This is a genomic window from Marinobacter aromaticivorans (assembly GCF_002806975.1).
Taxonomy (GTDB): Bacteria; Pseudomonadota; Gammaproteobacteria; order Pseudomonadales; family Oleiphilaceae; genus Marinobacter; species Marinobacter aromaticivorans.
This window is the reverse complement of sequence record NZ_NIHD01000003.1, coordinates 1-18311: the sequence shown is the minus strand read 5'-3', so window position 1 is coordinate 18311 and position 18311 is coordinate 1. Positions and strand designations below refer to the sequence as shown.

The 18311-nt window shown below is 54.1% G+C and carries 17 protein-coding genes; 4 read left to right on the top strand and 13 right to left on the bottom strand.

All coding sequences use genetic code 11. The annotated features are described in order from the left end of the window. Both CDH48_RS05240 and CDH48_RS05235 read right to left on the bottom strand, forming a co-directional pair. Positions 1-1347: an AmpG family muropeptide MFS transporter gene (locus tag CDH48_RS05240; RefSeq protein WP_188437618.1), complete on the bottom strand. Its 1347-nt coding sequence runs from the start codon at positions 1345-1347 to the stop codon at positions 1-3. 78 nt (positions 1348-1425) lie between these two features. After that, the gene (locus CDH48_RS05235) at positions 1426-1908 is read right to left on the bottom strand and encodes a YajQ family cyclic di-GMP-binding protein (RefSeq protein ID WP_100687695.1); all 483 of its coding nucleotides are present in this window, start codon (positions 1906-1908) and stop codon (positions 1426-1428) included. Positions 1909-2026: 118 nt separating this feature from the next. Here CDH48_RS05235 and CDH48_RS05230 point away from each other — a divergent pair, with 118 nt between their 5' ends. Together CDH48_RS05230 and CDH48_RS05225 are read left to right on the top strand one after the other, a co-directional pair. Continuing rightward, positions 2027-2998 (top strand): GGDEF domain-containing response regulator, encoded by a 972-nt coding sequence (locus CDH48_RS05230; protein WP_100687694.1) that lies wholly within the window; start codon positions 2027-2029, stop codon positions 2996-2998. Between the two features lie 278 nt (positions 2999-3276). After that, entirely contained in the window at positions 3277-4302 is a 1026-nt protein-coding gene (locus CDH48_RS05225; RefSeq protein ID WP_100687693.1) for an AraC family transcriptional regulator, read from the top strand. Between the two features lie 152 nt (positions 4303-4454). Here CDH48_RS05225 and CDH48_RS05220 read toward each other — a convergent pair whose 3' ends face one another. The 5 genes from CDH48_RS05220 to CDH48_RS05200 all read right to left on the bottom strand — a co-directional run bounded on the left by CDH48_RS05220 (position 4455) and on the right by CDH48_RS05200 (position 10618). After that, positions 4455-5666, bottom strand: coding sequence for an argininosuccinate synthase (locus tag CDH48_RS05220; RefSeq protein WP_100687692.1), 1212 nt, complete (start codon positions 5664-5666; stop codon positions 4455-4457). A gap of 242 nt (positions 5667-5908) precedes the next feature. Next, complete coding sequence (gene fliS, locus CDH48_RS05215) at positions 5909-6310, bottom strand: flagellar export chaperone FliS (RefSeq protein WP_100687691.1); 402 nt, start codon at positions 6308-6310, stop codon at positions 5909-5911. A gap of 35 nt (positions 6311-6345) precedes the next feature. Continuing rightward, positions 6346-8325, bottom strand: coding sequence for a flagellar filament capping protein FliD (gene fliD, locus CDH48_RS05210; RefSeq protein WP_100687690.1), 1980 nt, complete (start codon positions 8323-8325; stop codon positions 6346-6348). Between the two features lie 276 nt (positions 8326-8601). Next, the gene (locus tag CDH48_RS05205) at positions 8602-9039 is read right to left on the bottom strand and encodes a flagellar protein FlaG (protein ID WP_100687689.1); all 438 of its coding nucleotides are present in this window, start codon (positions 9037-9039) and stop codon (positions 8602-8604) included. Positions 9040-9109: 70 nt separating this feature from the next. Continuing rightward, entirely contained in the window at positions 9110-10618 is a 1509-nt protein-coding gene (locus CDH48_RS05200; RefSeq protein ID WP_100687688.1) for a flagellin N-terminal helical domain-containing protein, read from the bottom strand. A gap of 390 nt (positions 10619-11008) precedes the next feature. On the opposite strand from CDH48_RS05200, the gene CDH48_RS19565 reads away from it, so the two are divergent. Then, on the top strand, positions 11009-12514 hold the full coding sequence (locus CDH48_RS19565) for a flagellin N-terminal helical domain-containing protein (protein WP_100687687.1): 1506 nt from the start codon (positions 11009-11011) through the stop codon (positions 12512-12514). A 93-nt stretch (positions 12515-12607) separates the two neighbouring features. On the opposite strand, the gene CDH48_RS05190 is transcribed toward CDH48_RS19565, so the two are convergent. From CDH48_RS05190 to CDH48_RS05170, 5 genes are all read right to left on the bottom strand, one after another. Then, positions 12608-12850, bottom strand: coding sequence for a DUF2442 domain-containing protein (locus CDH48_RS05190; RefSeq protein ID WP_100687686.1), 243 nt, complete (start codon positions 12848-12850; stop codon positions 12608-12610). Further along, positions 12831-12986 carry a DUF4160 domain-containing protein gene (locus CDH48_RS05185; RefSeq protein ID WP_264754761.1) on the bottom strand — a complete coding sequence of 52 codons (156 nt, stop codon included), beginning with the start codon at positions 12984-12986 and terminating at the stop codon, positions 12831-12833. The genes CDH48_RS05190 and CDH48_RS05185 overlap by 20 nt, the downstream gene beginning before the upstream one ends. Positions 12987-13159: 173 nt before the next feature. Then, positions 13160-14173 (bottom strand): plasmid pRiA4b ORF-3 family protein, encoded by a 1014-nt coding sequence (locus CDH48_RS05180; RefSeq protein ID WP_100687684.1) that lies wholly within the window; start codon positions 14171-14173, stop codon positions 13160-13162. A 36-nt stretch (positions 14174-14209) separates the two neighbouring features. Beyond that, a complete protein-coding gene (locus CDH48_RS05175) occupies positions 14210-14527 on the bottom strand; it encodes a HepT-like ribonuclease domain-containing protein (protein WP_227520956.1) in 318 nt (105 codons plus the stop codon). A 13-nt stretch (positions 14528-14540) separates the two neighbouring features. Further along, positions 14541-14864 carry a nucleotidyltransferase family protein gene (locus CDH48_RS05170; RefSeq protein WP_100687682.1) on the bottom strand — a complete coding sequence of 108 codons (324 nt, stop codon included), beginning with the start codon at positions 14862-14864 and terminating at the stop codon, positions 14541-14543. A gap of 424 nt (positions 14865-15288) precedes the next feature. On the opposite strand from CDH48_RS05170, the gene CDH48_RS05165 reads away from it, so the two are divergent. Continuing rightward, a complete protein-coding gene (locus CDH48_RS05165; RefSeq protein WP_100687681.1) occupies positions 15289-17289 on the top strand; it encodes a hypothetical protein in 2001 nt (666 codons plus the stop codon). Positions 17290-17576: 287 nt separating this feature from the next. Here CDH48_RS05165 and CDH48_RS05160 read toward each other — a convergent pair whose 3' ends face one another. Continuing rightward, positions 17577-17945: an endonuclease domain-containing protein gene (locus tag CDH48_RS05160; protein ID WP_100687680.1), complete on the bottom strand. Its 369-nt coding sequence runs from the start codon at positions 17943-17945 to the stop codon at positions 17577-17579. Between the last annotated feature and the right edge of the window lie 366 nt (positions 17946-18311).

Below are 18311 nucleotides of genomic sequence, written 5' to 3'. Positions count from 1 at the left end.
CTACCCGCCCGTGGTTTGCCCTGCGCCGGCTGCACTGGCATCTGAATGATCGGGGGCCAGTGCATCCAGCCGGGTGCCGTGACGAATCATGAACAGGGCCAGAAGAATGGCGGGAATACCCATAAGCCCCGCCACAAGGAAGAACTCCGCGTAGCCAAAGCCCGCAACCACAACGCCGGAGAAACCACCCAGAAATTTCCCGGGCAACGTCATCAGGGAGCTGAACAGGGCATATTGCGTGGCGGTAAACGACGCACTGGTCATGCTCGATAGCCAGGCAATCAGCGCTACATTGGCAATACCACCACTGAGGTTATCGGCACTGACCACCACGGCCAGGGTGGCAAGGTTAGGCGGGTACTGTGCCAGGAGTACGAACAAAAGGTTGGTGCTGGCCGTAAGAACAGCGCCCGCCAGCAGAATCTTTCGCGTGCCGTAACGCACCACCAGAACACCCCCAGCCAGGGAGCCGGCAATGGTCATGAAAAAACCAAAGATCTTGGTAACATCCGCCACCTGGGTTTTACTGAAGCCCATAAAATCCAGATAGAACGGGTTGGCCATCACGCCCATGGCAATATCCGAAATGCGGTACACCGCCACCATCAGCAAAATCGCAATGGACAATTCTTTATAGCGCCGGAAGAAGTCCAGAAAAGGCCCGGCAACTGCGGCATAAAACCAGCCCGCAAGGCGCGCCAACCGGGGGTTGAGGTGCGTGCGTTTGGATGCCTCCTGTTCGATTTTGTGGGCGATGTCCTGAGCGGCCGCAAAGTGATTGACCTCTGGCTCACGCACAACCAGCACGGTTAGCGCGCCAACACCCACCAGGGCCGCCATTACCTCGTAGGACACCTGCCAGGACCAGAACTCTGCCAGATAAAGAGCGCCGGCACCGGCCACCAGCAACGCCAGGCGATACCCGAAGATATAGGTTGCCGCCAATGCGGCCTGCAGCCGTTCTTCGGCAATCTCGATACGGTAAGCATCGATAGCCACATCCTGGGTGGCTGAAGAAAACGCAACCAGTAATCCGCACAGCGCCATGGTTTCCGGATAGGCGATAGCGTCCACATGCGCCATCAGGTACAAACCCGTGGCAATACCCGCCTGTGCGAACAGTATCCAGCTCCGGCGCTTTCCCAGCAGCCTGTCCAGTAACGGCAGTTTCAGCCTGTCGACCACCGGCGCCCAGAACACCTTGATGGAATAGGTAATGCCCAGCCAGCTGAAAAAACCGATGGTGGCGGTTTCCACGCCAACGTCTGCCAGGCGGGCATTCAATGTGGAGAACACCAGCAAAAACGGCAACCCGGCAGAAAACCCCAGAAACAACAGGGCAATCACCTGCCAGCGCGTGTAGGTGTACAGCGTATCCCGGATCAGGGCCAGGCGGGTGCCGGTGGAAATGGTGAAGCCTCCGGCTCAGTCGCGGAAATTATTGAATTGCAGAGGAACATCCAGCTCGGCCTCACGCAGCAACGCCATGGCAGCCTGCAGATCATCCCGTTTTTTGCCCGTCACCCGGACCTTGTCACCCTGAATGCTGGCCTGCACTTTCAGCTTGGCGTCCTTGATCAGTTTCACGATCTTTTTGGCCATATCCGTCTCAATGCCCTGCTTCAGCACAAAATGCTGCTTCATCAGCTTGCCGGATTTGCTTTCGCCACTTTCTGAAAGCGCACGGGTATCTATCTTGCGGCTGGCAAACGCCATGCGCAGAATTTCAATCAGCTGCTCAAGCTGGAATTCCTGTTCCGCACTGACCGTTACACCTTTATCATCCTGCTCAATATGGGCATCAACATTTTTGAAATCCCAGCGGTTACCCAAATCCTTCCTGGCTTTATCCACCGCATTGGTAACCTCGTGCATATCTATTTCAGAAACAATGTCAAAAGAAGGCATGGTCGTTATTCTCCGGGAACTGTAGCGAGTATACTTCGCACATTAAATTTGAAGGGCCAAGCATACCAAGCCCCGAAACTCCCCGCATCTGACAATGGACTGGTAAAAGTAGGTAACAATGCCAAACCTCGACCTCCCTATCCTCGTAGTAGACGACGCCAAGTTCAGCAGCATGGTGGTTAGCCGGACTCTGCGAAATGCCGGATATCGCGACGTACGTATTGCCAACGACGCCCCTGGTGCACTGAAGCTCATGGAACAGCGTGCCGTCAGCGTGCTGATTGCCGACTGGCTGATGCCGGAAATGGACGGCCTCGCGTTAACTGACCGGGTACGCCAGCAGGATGAGCAGACCAACCATTACACCTACGTGATCCTACTGACCGCGCGGGAGAGCGTCGAAGCCCTGGCAGAAGCATTCGACCGGGGCGTTGATGATTTCATCTACAAATCCGACATGAGCAAACAGCTTATCCCCAGGATTTTCGCCGCAGACCGTATCGCTGACCGCCAGAACACGCTCCTGCGCGCCAACTCCCTGCTCATTGAGAACAACCGCGAACTGGAATCCAGCAACATTATTGACATGGAAACCGGGCTCTGTAACAGCCGATACGGTCGCGACCGGCTCACCAAAATGCTGCGCCATGCAGAATCCCGCGGCGGGGCCTCGGCGTATGTGCTCTGCGGTATCCGCAACTGGCAGGAGCTGAAGCGCAAACACCCGCCGACGGTGATGAGCGAGCTTTCTGTGGGCATTGCCCGCCGGCTCAGCACCCTGATCCGACCCATCGACGTGCTTTGCCGGGTAGGCGACAACCAGTTTGCGATCATCGCCTACTTCCCTAACAGCGATCACTGCACAACCACCGCCTTTCGCAGAGTGTTCGACGGCATTAACCATAAGGCCCTGAAAACCACCGCCGGATACATCTCCGTGGAAGCCGGCATGGCGCTCTGCAAAGCCGATGCACAGAACGGCACCCCCTCGGTTCAGGACATGGAGCGCGCCTCTGTTCATGGCCTGATGGATGCCTACGAAACAAGGCGGTTTACCGAAACGTCACCGGAGATAGCGACAAGCGCCTGAATGCGCAAACAATTCGTAACACTGCGACACAGATCACCCACAGACACCGTAAGGCGAAAGCCCTATTCTGACATTGTGGATTCAAGCAGTATCCCCCCATGGCGGAGGAGCCGAGTTGTACCTCCGCCGCCAAATGGGGATCCACAGAATTAACGAATTTTTCAGGCACTTTCGTTCTTTCTCTTTCGGGCCAGCTTCTTAGCTGGCCTTTTTGTTTTTGGCGCATGGAATTCCGTTATACTGGCGCTATCCAATATTCCAGTCATTCTGCTGCCACCATGAAAAACCTCGGAACTGCCTCCGTCGCTGCCCTGCGGCAATACGTGCGCGCCGCCGAATCTGCGGGTGCGGACACGACAGACCTGTTTAAAAAAGCAGGCCTTGATCCCGCCATTCTGGATTCCGACGATGGCCGGATTAACGGCGAGCAGTTTCAGCATTTCATTCTTTTACTGTGCAAACTCACCAACAACCCGATACTGGGGCTGGAAACCGGCGATTTTGTACAGCCGGGCTCCTACAGCGTGCTGGGTTACATCACCATGAGCTGCGCGACGCTTGGCGAAGCCGTCGCCCGCATCGCCCCTTTTGAAAAACTGGTGGGCGACATGGGCACAACCGCCCTGTCCATGGGGCAGGGTTCCATTACGTTAACCTGGAACTGCAACTACAACGACCCCGTGGTGCGGCCACAGGTAGTCGATAACGTATTCGCCTCCTGGGTGAACTACGCACGCTGGTTAGCCGACAATATGGCGGCCTCCCCTACCAGCGTTCGCCTGCAGCGAGAGTCGCCAGGTACCGAGCTGGAACAGGCTTACCACAGCCGTTGGAACTGCCCGGTGCAATTTGGTGCTGATGAGGATGCCATCACCCTCAAACAGGAACTGCTGGAAACACGCCTGAGACAACCCGATCCCTTGCTGCGCAAAACACTGGAGGCACACGCCCTCAGCCAGCTGGCCTCGCTGGATACAGACACCGACCTGACTTCACGGGTAAAGCACAGCATCCAGCAACAGCTCATGCACGGCATAACCCGGCAGGACATGGTGGCGGAAGACCTGGGAATAACCAGCCGCACGCTGCAGCGAAAACTGAGCCAGGAAGGCGTTTCCTACCAGAAGCTGCTGGATGAAGTTCGCCAGAAGATGGCGGAGGATTATCTGTTGAACAGCGGCCTGACCATTCCGGATATCGCACTGAGGCTGGGATACAGTGAAACCACCTCGTTTCACAGAAAGTTCAAAGCGGTGGCAGGGATGACGCCTGGGGAGTTTCGGCAGTCGAAGCCTGTTAGCTGAGCATTAACGGCAGGGGCCGGTAGAGCCTCCCAGAAAACGCCCGTAAATACATCCATGTAGGGCTCGGTCGCGCCATCCCTGGCGCTCCACGTTTCTGGGAGGCTCTACCGGCCCCCGCCTCTCTGACTGCTTGCCAGTCGCTTACCTAAAACTTAAAGCTTACGGCCTTTCCCTGCGGCAATCCGCAGTCGCAGCGCATTCAGCTTGATGAAGCCTTCTGCGTCTTTCTGGTCATATGCGCCTTCGTCTTCTTCGAAGGTAGCGATCTTTTCATCAAACAGGGAATCGTCTGATTTACGGCCAACTACATCCACGTTGCCCTTGTACAGCTTCAGGCGAACAACGCCGTTTACGTATTCCTGGGTCTGGTCGATCAGTGCCTGCAGAGCTTCGCGCTCCGGCGACCACCAGTAGCCGTTGTAGATAACAGAAGCATAGCGTGGCATCAGGCTGTCTTTCAGGTGCGCCACTTCGCGATCCAGAGTGATGGATTCCATAGCACGGTGGGCCCGCAGCATAATAGTGCCGCCCGGTGTTTCGTAACAGCCGCGGGACTTCATGCCCACGTAACGGTTCTCAACAATATCCAAACGGCCAATACCGTTGGCGCCAGCAACCTTGTTCAGGTTTTCCAGCACTTCGTGTGCCTTCATTTCAACACCGTCAACGGCAACAATGTCGCCTTTGCGGTAGGTCAGCTCGATGTAAGTCGGCTTATCCGGGGCCGCTTCCGGCGACACACTCCAGCGCCACATATCTTCCTCGGCTTCTGCCCAGGGATCTTCCAGATTCATACCTTCATAGGAGATATGCAGCAGGTTGGCGTCCATGGAATAAGGCGACTTGCCCTTCTTCATGTCCACCTGAATATTACGCTCTGCGCAATAGGCCAGCAGCTTCTCACGGGAGTTCAGATCCCACTCACGCCAGGGCGCAATCACTTTCACACCTGGCTTCAGGGCATAGGCACCCAGCTCGAAACGAACCTGATCATTACCCTTGCCGGTCGCACCGTGGGAGATCGCATCAGCACCGGTATCATTGGCAATATCAATCAAACGCTTGGCAATCAGCGGGCGGGCAATGGATGTGCCCAGCAGGTACTCACCTTCATAAACCGTGTTGGCGCGGAACATCGGGAACACGTAATCCCGCACAAACTCCTCACGCAGGTCCTCGATGTAAATTTCCTTAACGCCCAAGGCTTCCGCCTTTGCACGGGCCGGCTCAACTTCCTCACCCTGGCCGATGTCGGCGGTAAAAGTCACCACCTCACAGTTATAGGTATCCTGCAACCACCGAACGATAACGGAGGTATCCAGGCCACCGGAATAGGCCAGAACCACCTTTTTTATATCAGACATGTCTGTACTCCAGACTGAACAGAATGGATGTATTGAAAAGAAGGGGCGTATTGTACGGGATGGTGGGGGAGTTGGCTATTGCCCCCTCTCCCCAACCCCTCTCCCGCGGGGGGGGAGAGGGGCTTTTACTGCACTGCCTGCAAGCATGGTGCACTCTCACAGGCCTGGGGAGTACCCTCCCCTCTCCCCTCGCGGGAGAGGGGCCGGGGGAGAGGGGGAGAGGATGGAACTGATTTCAAACCTCAACCAACCTGAGCCGACTGCCCCACCGCCTCTTCACGAATCCCGTCCCAGCCTTCTTTAACGGAACGAAGCAGATCCGCAACCTCATCCAGCTTGGCCATGTCATTCCTGGCACTGGCTTCCAGAAGGGTGCGCTCCATGTAGTCGTACAAACCCTCAAGGCGAGCCGCCAGCTCACCGCCCTTCTCAAAATCCAGAAAACTTCTCAGGCCGCCGATGATCTCAATCGCCTTGCCGATCAGCTTGCCCTTGCCCTCATAGTCCCTGGCCTGCATGCGGGCCTTGGCCATGTTGATTCGCTCCAGGGCGCCGTTGTACAGCAACTGGATCAGCTTGTGCGGATCGGCATCGGTGATGCTGGTTTGGGTGTTTACCCGTTGGTACGCTTGTAAACCATTCATAAGAAACCTCGTATGCGCTAACCGGCCTTTGCCGATCAGTTGTTATTCCGGTTGTTTTGTGGAGCCAGCGCAGCAAGCTGCTGGGTGACATAATCCCGGGTACTGTTGAGCTGGGAGATCAGGGAATCGGCAGCGCTGAACTGCTTAACCAGGCGCTCACGGTAAGATTCAATACGCTGATCAAGCTTTACCTGGTCCTCCTGAATCTTTTCCAGATCCCGGTTCAGGCTGTTGGTGCGGGATTCAAGCCGGCCATCGGCTCCTACAAAGCTATTGACCAGATCAACCGTGCTTTTACCGATACCCTGCACAAAATTGATAGAGCCTCGGGAACCGGTTTGGTCACCAAAAATGCGCACCTGAATGCCCGACGCAGGGCCAGAATCACTGCCCAAATACAGCACCTGACCGTCCCCTTGTGCGGTCCTGCCATTAATTGTACCGGCCACGTCCTGACCCGCTGTTCCGGTTGCCACTGAAAGACCAAAGGCTGTACCGTCTTCCACTGACGTAATACTTACGTTCGACTCAGAGCCATACTTGCCTGAGGTAAACGTCAGCTTGTTGTTGCTATCCAGCCCGACCTGCACCGATTCGCCGGAAGCTCTCAGGGCAGCATTGCTGTTCAGTTGTGCCTGAATATCATCCACCAGCGCCTGCGCAGAAATATTCGTGCCCTGGGTAAGCGTGAGATCTACAGTGGTGTTGCCATTTACCGTCAGGCTCAACTCGTCATTGCTGCCATCAATCGTAACTGACCCGCTGATTGCGGAGCCCGCGATTAGCTCACCCCGGGTTGCCGCCTGGGTAACATTAATATCGTACTTACCCGGCTGGGTGTTTGTGCCACTACGAACAAACTCAACCTGGCTGTCGGTAGTTCGGCCTTGCTCAGCAAAAAGAGCCGTAACGTCATCCGGGTTATTCTTCAGCTGAGTTTCAAACTCGGCACGATCAAACTTCAGAGCACCGGTTTCGGCATCTGTGGTAATACCCACATCTGCAAGACTGCGCACATTGGAGTTTTCAAGCCCGGAAACCACCCCCGTCAGCGTTTGGCGCAACTGGTTCTGAAGCGAACGCACGGTGCTATCGCCATTCAGCAAACCACCTACACCCGCATCCGCATTAAAACCTGCAAGGCTGCCTATAGTTGACTGCAGAGCGTTGTACTTGTCCACAAACCCCTGAACGCGATCAGCGACTGCACCAAAATCCTGGCTGACTTTAACCGTAGAGGTGCCGACATCTTTGATATCAAACGAAAGGCCGTCAATAACATTTTCAAAGCTGTTCGTGGAACGAGTCACCTCAATACCGTTGATCTCCATTACAGCATCGCTGGCTGCAATGGTCTCTTTCATGGCCGGATTGGCTGCAGGATCTGCCGTATCAAATGCAAAGCGCGCCAAACCTTCGGCGCCGGCCTGTTCAGTAGCCGTAATACTTACCGCATTTGCACTCCCGGTGTTGTCAGCTGACAGCACCAGCTGATAACCACTGCCAGTATCAATAACACCTGCAGATACGCCCGCACCCGCTTCATTGATCGCGTTTGCCAGGCCCTGAAGGGAATCATTACCGGAGTCGACCGTTATATTGGTAACCTTGTCGCCCACCGATAACTGCAGCGTGCCCTGCCCCACACTGGTGCTGTCCTTATCGGCAAATACAGTTTGCGAAGCCAGAGCCTGTGACGTCGCCAGGCTGGTCACATCAATGCTATAGCTGCCACGGCTGGCTTTGGTGCTATCAACAGAAACACCGATATCTTCATTGGACGATGAGGCGGAGAACGCCTTCAGGTTGTCAGCCGCGCTCAACTGGCGCATAGGCAGCCGCAGCTCGGTAATGGCACTGCGCAGCTTGCCGTAGGCCGACAACATTGCCTCTGACTGCTGGGTTTTCTGGGCCAACCGTTTTTCAGTCGGCGCGCGCTCAGCCGCAACCAACTGATCCACCAGATCGGACGTCAGAACGCCAGACCCAATTCCCAGTGATGAAATACCTGCCATACCGATGCCTCCTTGAAGGGGCTGATCACTTTACACCCTATTTAACGGCCACAAGCGGCAAAACTTTGCCTCATTCTACCGCTTATTTGTAACACCACGTAACAAGCCACCCAAACACTAGCTTCTTCCCCTCTCCCCCCGCGGGAGAGGGGCCAGGGGAGAGGGGGGTCTACCCACCCCCCCAAAACCCAAAACACCGCCAACTCCCTCTCAGAAGCGGCGGTGCTGAAAAACCATTGCCAACATCAACTCAAAAGCGACAAGTCTCTACACACTTCAAACCTTGATGTTAAACAACGTCAGCGGTTCATCCTGCTGCAATTTCTCTGCCAACCTCATTGCCACCTCATCCGGAATCTGCCGGACAACTTCCTGGGTCTCCTGATCCACCACTTTCACAATGGTCTGCCCCAGTTCGTTATCCACTTCAAACTGCAAATCCCTCTGAACGTTCTGAACATAATCATTCAGTTGCGAAACCGCATCATCCAGCTCTTCCCTCTGCGCCTCATTCCGCTCCTTCAGCTGTTCCGCTTTAGAAGCATCCTGAATCCGGGGAAGCGCCTGATTCGATACCGCACGCCCTGGCGATGAAGAAGCAAGCTCGGAAGCATCCCTGCCTTCGGCCTGAGATGACGACAGTGCCTTAGCCGGAGACTGATCGCTGGCGCGCACCAGCTTAAGACCCGGATTAGTCAGGTTAACGTCATTCATAGCTTTACCTCGCTATACTCAAACGGCGTAAAACCGGAACCCGAAGGTTCCGGCTATTACCGTTAATCCCTTACTGCAGGAGGGACAGAACCTGCTGCGGACGGGCGTTAGCCTGAGCCAGGACGGAGATACCGGCCTGCTGCAGTACCTGAGACTTAGCCAGGTTGGCAGTTTCTGCCGCGAAGTCAGCGTCCAGGATACGGCTGTTGGAAGCGCTGAGGTTCTCTACAGAGGTGCCCAGGTTTGCGATGGTGGACTCGAAGCGGTTTTGGATAGCACCGAGGGTACCGCGAAGGCTGTTTACCGAATCCAGAGCAGAATCGACTCTCAAAATCGCATCATTAGCACCCGCAACGGTGCTAATATCTACGTTATTCATACCCTCATTCGTGTTCACATCTACTGAATCAACTCCAACTGCAGCGGCGTCTGTAAACACAGCCTGAAGTCGATCATTGGTTGACTGCAGTGTGATTTTCTCTGCGCCAGAGAACTTAACGTCACCGATCAAAGCTTCCGCAGTTGAACTGGTACCAATTGTCGCTGTTCCATTGGTAATACCGGTATTGGCGCTGACATTTCCACCAGCAACACCCTGAGTAATCTCAATAGATCGCCCATCTTGCGTCGACAGCTTGAGATCACTACCAACAATCTCAGCGGAAACACCTGTAGCACCTGAGGATGAATTAATGTCAGCAGCCAGATCACTAGTATTAAATGTCAAGGCACCAGTGCCATCAGTCGCAGCGGTAAAAACATCAACTCCATTAATGTTAAGCGTGTAATCAGAAGAAGCTGTCTCACCAGATAAATTTGTAACGGTGAGTGTTTGCTCGTTGCTAGCGGAGACTGTCAGCCCCTCTACACCAGAGCTTTTAATTGCTTCTGCAACGGCATAAGCACTGTTAGCTCCGTAACCTTCCCGAGTGGTCGTTCCATCAGCCTTGAGAAGAGCTTCTGAGTCTGCAATTTTTGTGAAACCATTGTTGCCGACCTGGATTGCCAGGTTGTTAACGCCATCTTCTACAGCTGCACCGACCGTAAAGCTCTCACTGGCGATAGATCCAATTTGATCAGACTTGGTTCCTTTGCTCAGATCAATACCGATAGTCTCACCAGCATTAGCACCTACTTGGAAATTCTGGCTGCCAAAGCTGCCATCCAGAACCTTCAGGCCGTTAAAGGCAGTCTGACTTGAAATGCGGTCAATTTCCTCAAGTCGCTGCTTGACTTCATCATTCAGGGCCTGACGATCAGAATCACTGTTGGTCGCGTTAGCCGATTGAACTGACAGCTCACGAATCCGCTGCAGGTTGTTAGTAATCTCGTTCAATGCACCTTCAGCCGTCTGGGCCAGAGAAATACCATCGTTCGCATTCCGCTGCGCTACGTTCAGGCCTGTAATCTGCGCAGAAAAGCGAGTAGAGATAGCCAAGCCAGCGGCATCGTCTTTGGCGGAGTTGATACGCAGGCCAGACGACAAACGCTGCAGAGCCTGATCATTCATACCTTGGGACTTGCTCAACTGGTTCTGAGCATTCAATGAAGCGACGTTAGTATTAATTCCGAGAGCCATAATGCTTCCCCTTTCGACGTTGTGTCGTTATTTCATAGTTAAGGTCTGGCGTTCTCTTTTTTGGTTTGGAGCGCCGCCCTGTTACTTCTCTTAACGGCACCTGATTGGGTTGCTTTAGGAAAAAAGGCAAGAACTTTGTAAAGGAATGTAAAAGCGGCAATTTGATACCGATATTTTCCGCCGAAAATCTGGCGTCTCACGCTCACTCATCAAAGCTCAAAAAGCTATTTCTTTATTAATTAGGCAGTTAATGCTTAAAAAGAAGAACTGGCACACACTTCGCTTAGCTTCCCTACAAACAGCCATTTAACGAATTTATTGCCGGTATGCTGCCTCAACCACTATTAAGCAAGCAGCGTGACCCGGCACCTCTGAGTAGGGAGATTGGATATGCCACAGGTCATTAATACCAACATCGCGTCGCTGAATGCCCAGCGTAACTTGAACTCCTCACAGTCCCAGGCCAACACGGCGCTGGAAAGGCTGTCATCTGGCTTACGCATTAATTCGGCCAAAGACGACGCCGCTGGCTTGGCTATCTCTACTCGCTTTTCTGCGCAAATCACTGGCCTAAACATGGCCCAGCGAAATGCGAACGATGGTATTTCTTTGGCTCAAACCGCCGAAGGCGCTTTAAATGAGGTTACCAATAACCTGCAGCGGATTCGTGAACTGGCGGTTCAGTCGGCGAACGCAACCAACAGCACTTCTGACCGGCAGGCCCTTAACCAGGAAGTTCAGCAGCGCATCGCCGAAATAAATCGTATCGCAAGCCAGACAAATTTTAATGGTTTGAAGGTGCTTGACGGTACATTCGGCGAGCAAACCTTTCAGGTTGGCGCCAATGCCGGTGAATCGATTGGTGTCAGCGGCCTTGATTCACGCGGGAGCCAAATTGGCGCAGTTATTTCCCAAACATCAAACCTTGCGAAAACGACAGTTGATTTTGAAGAATTTAAAACCAGGAGCTTTGAGCCTAATTACGCTACTGGAGTTACCGTCGATCTCACCTTGAATGGTGTTGATGTTGATATAGCTGCCAACAGCGGTTACGGCGACATCACTGGGCTAGCAACAGCAATTCAAGCCCAAATCGAATCCCAAGTGACCGGAGGCGCAGCAGCCTTGGGCGGAATTGAGGTTTCTGCAGACACTCAGACCAATCAGTTGATCTTTAAAAATTCTCGCGGGGAATCAATTGGGGCTGACATCAATATCTTTGATGGAGACACTCCTACAGTAAGGCTCCAGAGCAATATCACATTAGAGGATGCACCGGTTTCATTGGCCGAGTATTTTGAGAGCGGCAACGCTGTCACGTTCGAAGTCGACCTGGACGGTGAACTAATCACCATAGCCGACGCAACCTCCTTGAACGACATTGTTGCTCAAGTCAACGCGCAAACCGTCAATACAGGTATACGGGCCAACCTGAATTCGGAAAACAACGAAATCATCTTCTCCTCACAGTTCGGCGAAGACTTCCAAGTCTCAATCACAAGTCCTAACTTGCTTAAAGACGATGGTGTAACGCCGATTGTTGACCAGAATTTTACAGCGAGTGTCGCCGATAATACGGTTTCTGTAAACGACCTGCGTATTGATACTCCTGAGGGTGCAGAAAAAGCCCTGGTCGCCATCGACTACGCGTTCGACATAATAAACGGCTTCCGCGCTGAACTCGGCGCCGTCCAGAACCGCTTCGAGTCCACAATCGCGAACCTGGCAACAACCTCAGAAAACCTCTCGGCCTCCAACAGCCGTATCCGCGACGCCGACTTCGCCGCAGAATCCGCCGAACTGGCCCGCACCCAGGTGCTCCAGCAGGCTGGCCTCTCGGTATTGGCACAGGCTAATGCTCGGCCGCAGCAGGTATTGCAGTTGTTGCAGGGTTAATAGCTCAGTACGAAAAAGCCCGATTCGGATTTCCGAGTCGGGCTTTTTGCGTTTTATTTGTGTGGAATTATCCGTTCACTGCGCTTGGTGGGGTCAGGCAGCGGTTTGTCGAGCGTTGCCTGTCAGCATAGTTTCTATGTTGAGGTGGTAGTCCAGACTTTCCCATTCGATACCAGTGCCGTCGCAAATAAAACGATATTGACGAATCTCGGAAATCGACGCCTTCTCAAGCTCTTTGTACCAATGTATGGGCGTGGAAATTACGCGCCCATCTTGCAACTCTACATGCAAGTGGCGGTCGTCAACGTGAACGGATTTACCTCTGAAACCAGGCATGCCACCTCTCCAAAAATTCCGACCGATGGTCTTTAACTATTTCCAAGCACTGCTTTAATTCGTGGTTTTTGAGCGTGCTGTACTTCACACCAAGACTTTCCAATTCGATTTCAGCCCATCTCTCACCTTTCAGCACATGCACATGAGCTGGCAGATGATCATTTGCATAAAAGAAAAACTTGAATCCATTCAAATACAACAACGTTGGCACATACAACTACTTCTGTATTGCAACACCAACCTCACATTATCGAGCCACCAAAAATTGTTCAACAGCCTGCTGCTATTTGAGGGGCACACCCTACATCCTCACGCCCTGACAAACACCCCCTCAAACAACCCTGTCCGCCGAATCATTTGCTCATTCTCCTCCCGAAACCGGGCATATTCCGGGCTGGTATAGCCGGCCAGTTCCAGCAGCAGGCGGGTCAGGTTAACGGGCATAGCATCTTCTTCTGATCGCACTGCCGCGTATTTCGCCATGGGGAATACAATGTCCTCTCCCCCGGCTTCTATCATGACATTTACATGCTTAAGTGGGAGGTTGCCTTTTCCGGTCAAACGAATCCCCTTATCGCCCAGTTCCCCAATCAGTGCTTTGGCCATGCGCATCACTGGCGCAGTGTCGAGTTCGCGGCTTACGGCTTCAGCATCAAACAGGGTCTTGAAAACCGATGGGCAGTTAAGAGGATTCTGCAGTAACTCGTGCACCTGGCTAGGGCTGAGGCCAAAGAAGTCGCTGGCTTGTGTTGCGAAATCCGGCTCGGTTTCACTGAACAGAGCTTCTCGCTCCAGAAGAGCTTCGTTAATCTGATCAAGGTCCACAAACTCCGGATCAAATTGTTCACCGCCGCACCATTCCCGTACGGCCACGTGCTCCGGGTGGGCTGCATCTTCCATGGCGTCGAGGAATTCATAGAACCCAGGCAGGCCGCCAACGTCTTCCGGCGGGCACTGGCGTACTGCTTTTATACATCTGGGCAGCTGATCCGCCGCATCCACGGGCAGAATTTTTTCAAGTTTTACCTCATGCTCCCAGCTATCCCCGAAATCGTATTCGTATTTCAGTTGCTGCCCTTCCTGTTTGAGCACGCCGGATACAGGCACGGTGATTTCATCGAGAAAATTCATCATGCCGTCGAAGTCCTCAGCCGGGTCACCAATTAGTCGCCCGTTGCCTGACTGGAACAAATGCAAGTGATACCCCTGCCAGCCCATGGCTACTTGAATAATCCGGTGCAAGTCTTGAAAGGTGGTGCCGGGCTCAATCAGCAATCGCCGCCAGATGGGTGGCTGTGCTCCGGTGTTTTGGCGTGGCTGGATGGCTTCTTAGTAAGTAGACGGGGCTTAAATAGCTGCTCAAGCACTCTCAAGAATCACAGTAACCTGCTCAATTAAACTTGCAAGGTTGCTCTCGATCACACCCCAGACAATCAATGGGTCTATGGTCGCATAGCCATGAATCAAAACATTTCGAAAGGCGATCATCTTCCGGTAATCAGTAATACCCTCCGCCATATCGGAATCAGTCTTGTGCAACTGACTCATTGCTTCGCCGATTATTTCAAACTGTCGCTCCACTGCTGATTGCAACAGTTCATCAGCCATGTAGTCAGCTTCTGTTTTGGTTGCAACAAACCGTTGAACCCTTTCGGCAGCCGCTTTTATATCAAACACATACTTCAACGCCTTACGCGGCATACAAAGACTGCCTCTCTTCCATCACAGCGCTGCGAAAATACGGGTTGGTCAATGAGGACGCGGTAATCAAATCCACTGATCGAGAGAACAGGGCCTCCAAATCTTCTTTGAGCCCAAAAAATGCTGTAGCCATATCCCTCGCTGACAAGGTGTCTTGAAAATCCACAAGAAAATCCAAATCACTGGCAGCATGAAACTTTCCTGTGGCGGCAGAACCAAACACAGCCAGTTGAGTCACTTTGTGTTTTTCACAAAGCAGGCGGATTTCATCGTGTTTATCACGTAACAACTGCAGCATGTCCTGATTAGGCATGGCGTTCTCACTCTAAATGACATCGTAATCCTGAGTCTAGCTCAGGCGATTAGCAATGGACATTGGGATACCCGGGTCCAGCAAGCGTAATCTCTCATAAACACCCGCTCAAACAATCCCGTTCACCGTATCATTTGCTGCTCTGCCTCCAGAAATCGGCTGTATTCCGGGCTCAGTTCTATCAGCATACAGAAAGACAGGGACAGAAAGCGAAACATGTACTTTTCTTTAAAGCCGTTGCCGAAAAGCAATCAAGAAAAACACCGGTGATTCTACGCTTACTGCACACGTCTATGGATTTTGGTGAACATCTGTAATCTGGCACACCTTTCGCACTACCTCATTAAAAGCAAAGCAAATCCCAAAAAAACTGCAGGCCTTTGCCGCAATTTTTCAGCATAGCGGCAGAACAATGAGGTATCCCATGCAAGCCAGACATCACACTCAGGAATCCCACACCCAGCAGGCACAGGCGGCTCGTCTGCTTCTTCAGGCCAACCTTGCTTATGGAGAGTCCAACAGTAGCGGGCTCAGCCATATCCAGCGCCTGAAGGCCCGGCAGGAATGCCGTGGGTACTTGAATGAGGTAATGGCGCTTGAGCCTGGGAATGCGGTTGCCCTAGGATTGCTGGGGCGTGTTGAGATGGACGACGGGCAGCTGGAGAGAGCCCATGCCCTTTTCACTGCCAGCCTGAGTGCGCAACCTGGGCAGGCTCAGCAATATGCCAACCTGGGTTACTGGGCCCTGAAAACCGAGCGCCCGGCTCTGGCTGAGCAGCATTTCCTGCAGGCCCTGGACTGCGACCGGCAATCCGCCGCCGCTTTTTGCGGCGTGGCCCATGCCAAGCGGTTGCAGGGGCAGTTTGACGTGGCCTATCTGCACTACCGCAAGCTGCTGGAAACCGGCGCTGAGTGGGATTCGGTATACAGCGGCATGCTCTCCTGCGCCCGGCAGCTTGCGGTCAACAAGGCTGATAGCAGCCTGGCGCTGGATGCGATCGCCCTGTTGAAGCAGGAGGGCCTGCCCCATCAGGAAATCGGGCGTTTTGTCGGGGCAATCATTCGCCAGCAATACGATCTGGACAACCCGCAGGCGGAGATTCTGCTGGATGCCGCCTGCCAGGATGAGTTGCTGATTCTGGCACTGCAAAAAACCCTGATGCCAGACCCAGCCGTGGAAGAACTGGTTGTGATGCTGCGCCGCGCCATTCTGGCGGAAGTGGCGCAAACCGTGGAGTTGCGGGATGAACTCCAGTTGCTTGCCCTCGCCATAGCGCAATATGCAGACCGAACCGGCTATGCGCTGGCCGCGGAGGACGATGAAGAGCGGCTGGTGGCCGCGGTGAATGACAGCCTTAAAGCCCAGTTCGCAATGGGCGAGCCACAGGAAGCCCTGATCGGCTCGCTGATGATCAGCGCCATGTACGGCGCGCTGTTTCACCAGGATTTTGCCGTGCAACTCGGCCAGTGGAACCTGGTGGACTGGCCCCTCGCACTTCAGCCTGTATTCGCCGCCAGTTATTATCACCGGGCCGAAGAAGAAGGCATCAAACAGTGTTTCGACGAGAAAGCGGAAGAGCTGTGCCTGGGTAAAACCGATGTGCCACAAGCCTGGCCCGCCTGGTCGAAACTGGCCTATCGCACCGAAAGCAGCCTGAAAGCACTGATGGCAACAGAACTGGGATTAGCCACAGACACGCTGCCGGACACCTTGCGCGTTATGGTCTGTGGCGCTCAGTCCGGCCAACGGGCCATGGAACTGGCGCGTTATCTGGCAGATGTAGAAGTTATCGCCGTGGACGAATCCCTGGCCAACATCGCCAAGGCCACCCGCATGGCCGCGGAATCCAATATTGACAACATCGTATTCTGGCCCTGGTCCATCGCCCGGCAGTTTGTAGCCGATGGTCATCAGGTGCACTGGCTTGAAGTAGGCCGCCTGCCCTCGCCAGCCATGACCAAACTCTCATTGGCCGCGCTGGTAAACAGCGCGTCAGGTTCCGGCGCCATCGTGCATTTGCACACCTGCATTGCAGAAAACACAGCCGGCGACCGGCAGATGCGAAAACTGATTACAGAACACAACCTGCAACCCACCCGAACTACCCTGCGTCAGCTTCGCCGCATGGTGCTGGCCAACCGGCTGGATGCTACATGGCAGGAACTTGCCCATGAGGATGATTTCTACAGCCTGGGCGGCTGCCGCGATCGCTGGTTCCAGCCACAGGATGAAGCTCAGCTAAAAGACCTGATGGCGATGGTGAGTAACGAGGTGGAATGGAAGCTGATAAAAGCCCGCGATGAGGATGGGCACAGCCTGGCCACACGGCCCGTTCAAACCCAGATTCAGGCGGAGGCGCTGGGGAGCGAAGTGCAGAGTTTGATGGGGCAGAACCTGAGTGTTTATTTTCAGCGGCGGCGGTGAGGCGGCGCTCCGCCGCCCCCTCTCCCCTCTCCCCAACCCCTCTCCCGCCGGGGGAGAGGGGCTTAAAGCACTGCTCTCAAGCTCACGAAAGCACCTTCAGGTTTGGTGCACCATGCATCAGATTTACTGCGTCCCATCGGCCTAGGGTGTGTAGCTCCCCTCTCCCTTCACGGGAGAGGGGCTTAAAGCACTGCTCTCAAGCTCACGGAAGCACCTTCAGGTTTGGTGCACCATGCATCAGATTTACTGCGTCCCACCGGCCTAGGGTGTGTAGCTCCCCTCTCCCTTCACGGGAGAGGGGCCGGGGGAGAGGGTGCAATACCTTCCCGCCTTTCCATCTCTTCATATATCACCGAAAGCACCACATCAACCTGCCTCAGAATCTCATGGTTCCAAAACCTCAGCACTTTAAATCCCTGAGCGCGCAGCCAGGCATCTCTTTCTTTGTCACTCTCCGAATCATTATGTTGCCCACCGTCAGCCTCAACAATCACCCTTGAGCCAAAATGAATAAAGTCGACAATGTAAGGCCCGAGGGGTTGCTGGCGTCGGAAGCGCTTGCCGTTCAGGCGGTAGGCTCGCAGGTGGTACCAGAGGAGTTTTTCCGCATCAGTCATGTTTTGGCGGAGGTATTTGGCGAACTGAGCTTGGTTCATTGGGCCATCCTTGGCTTGGTTGGTTTGTGATACTGACAATACTGGCCCCTCTCCCCAACCCCTCTCCCTCGGGGGGAGAGGGGCTTTTACTGCACTGCTCTCAGGCTTGGGTGTAATCCTGCGGGTATGAGGAGTATGCCCCCTCTCCCCAACCCCTCTCCCGCCGGGGGCGAGGGGCTTTTACTGAGTTGCCCGCGGGCCTTGGCGTCATCCCTCGGCCTTGGGGAGTTTGCTCCCCTCTCCCCAGCCCCTCTCCCGCCGGGGGCGAGGGGCTTTTACTGAGTTGCCCGCGGGCCTTGGCGTCATCCCTCGGGTTTGGGGAGTTTGCTCCCCTCTCCCTTCACGGGAGAGGGGCCGGGGGAGAGG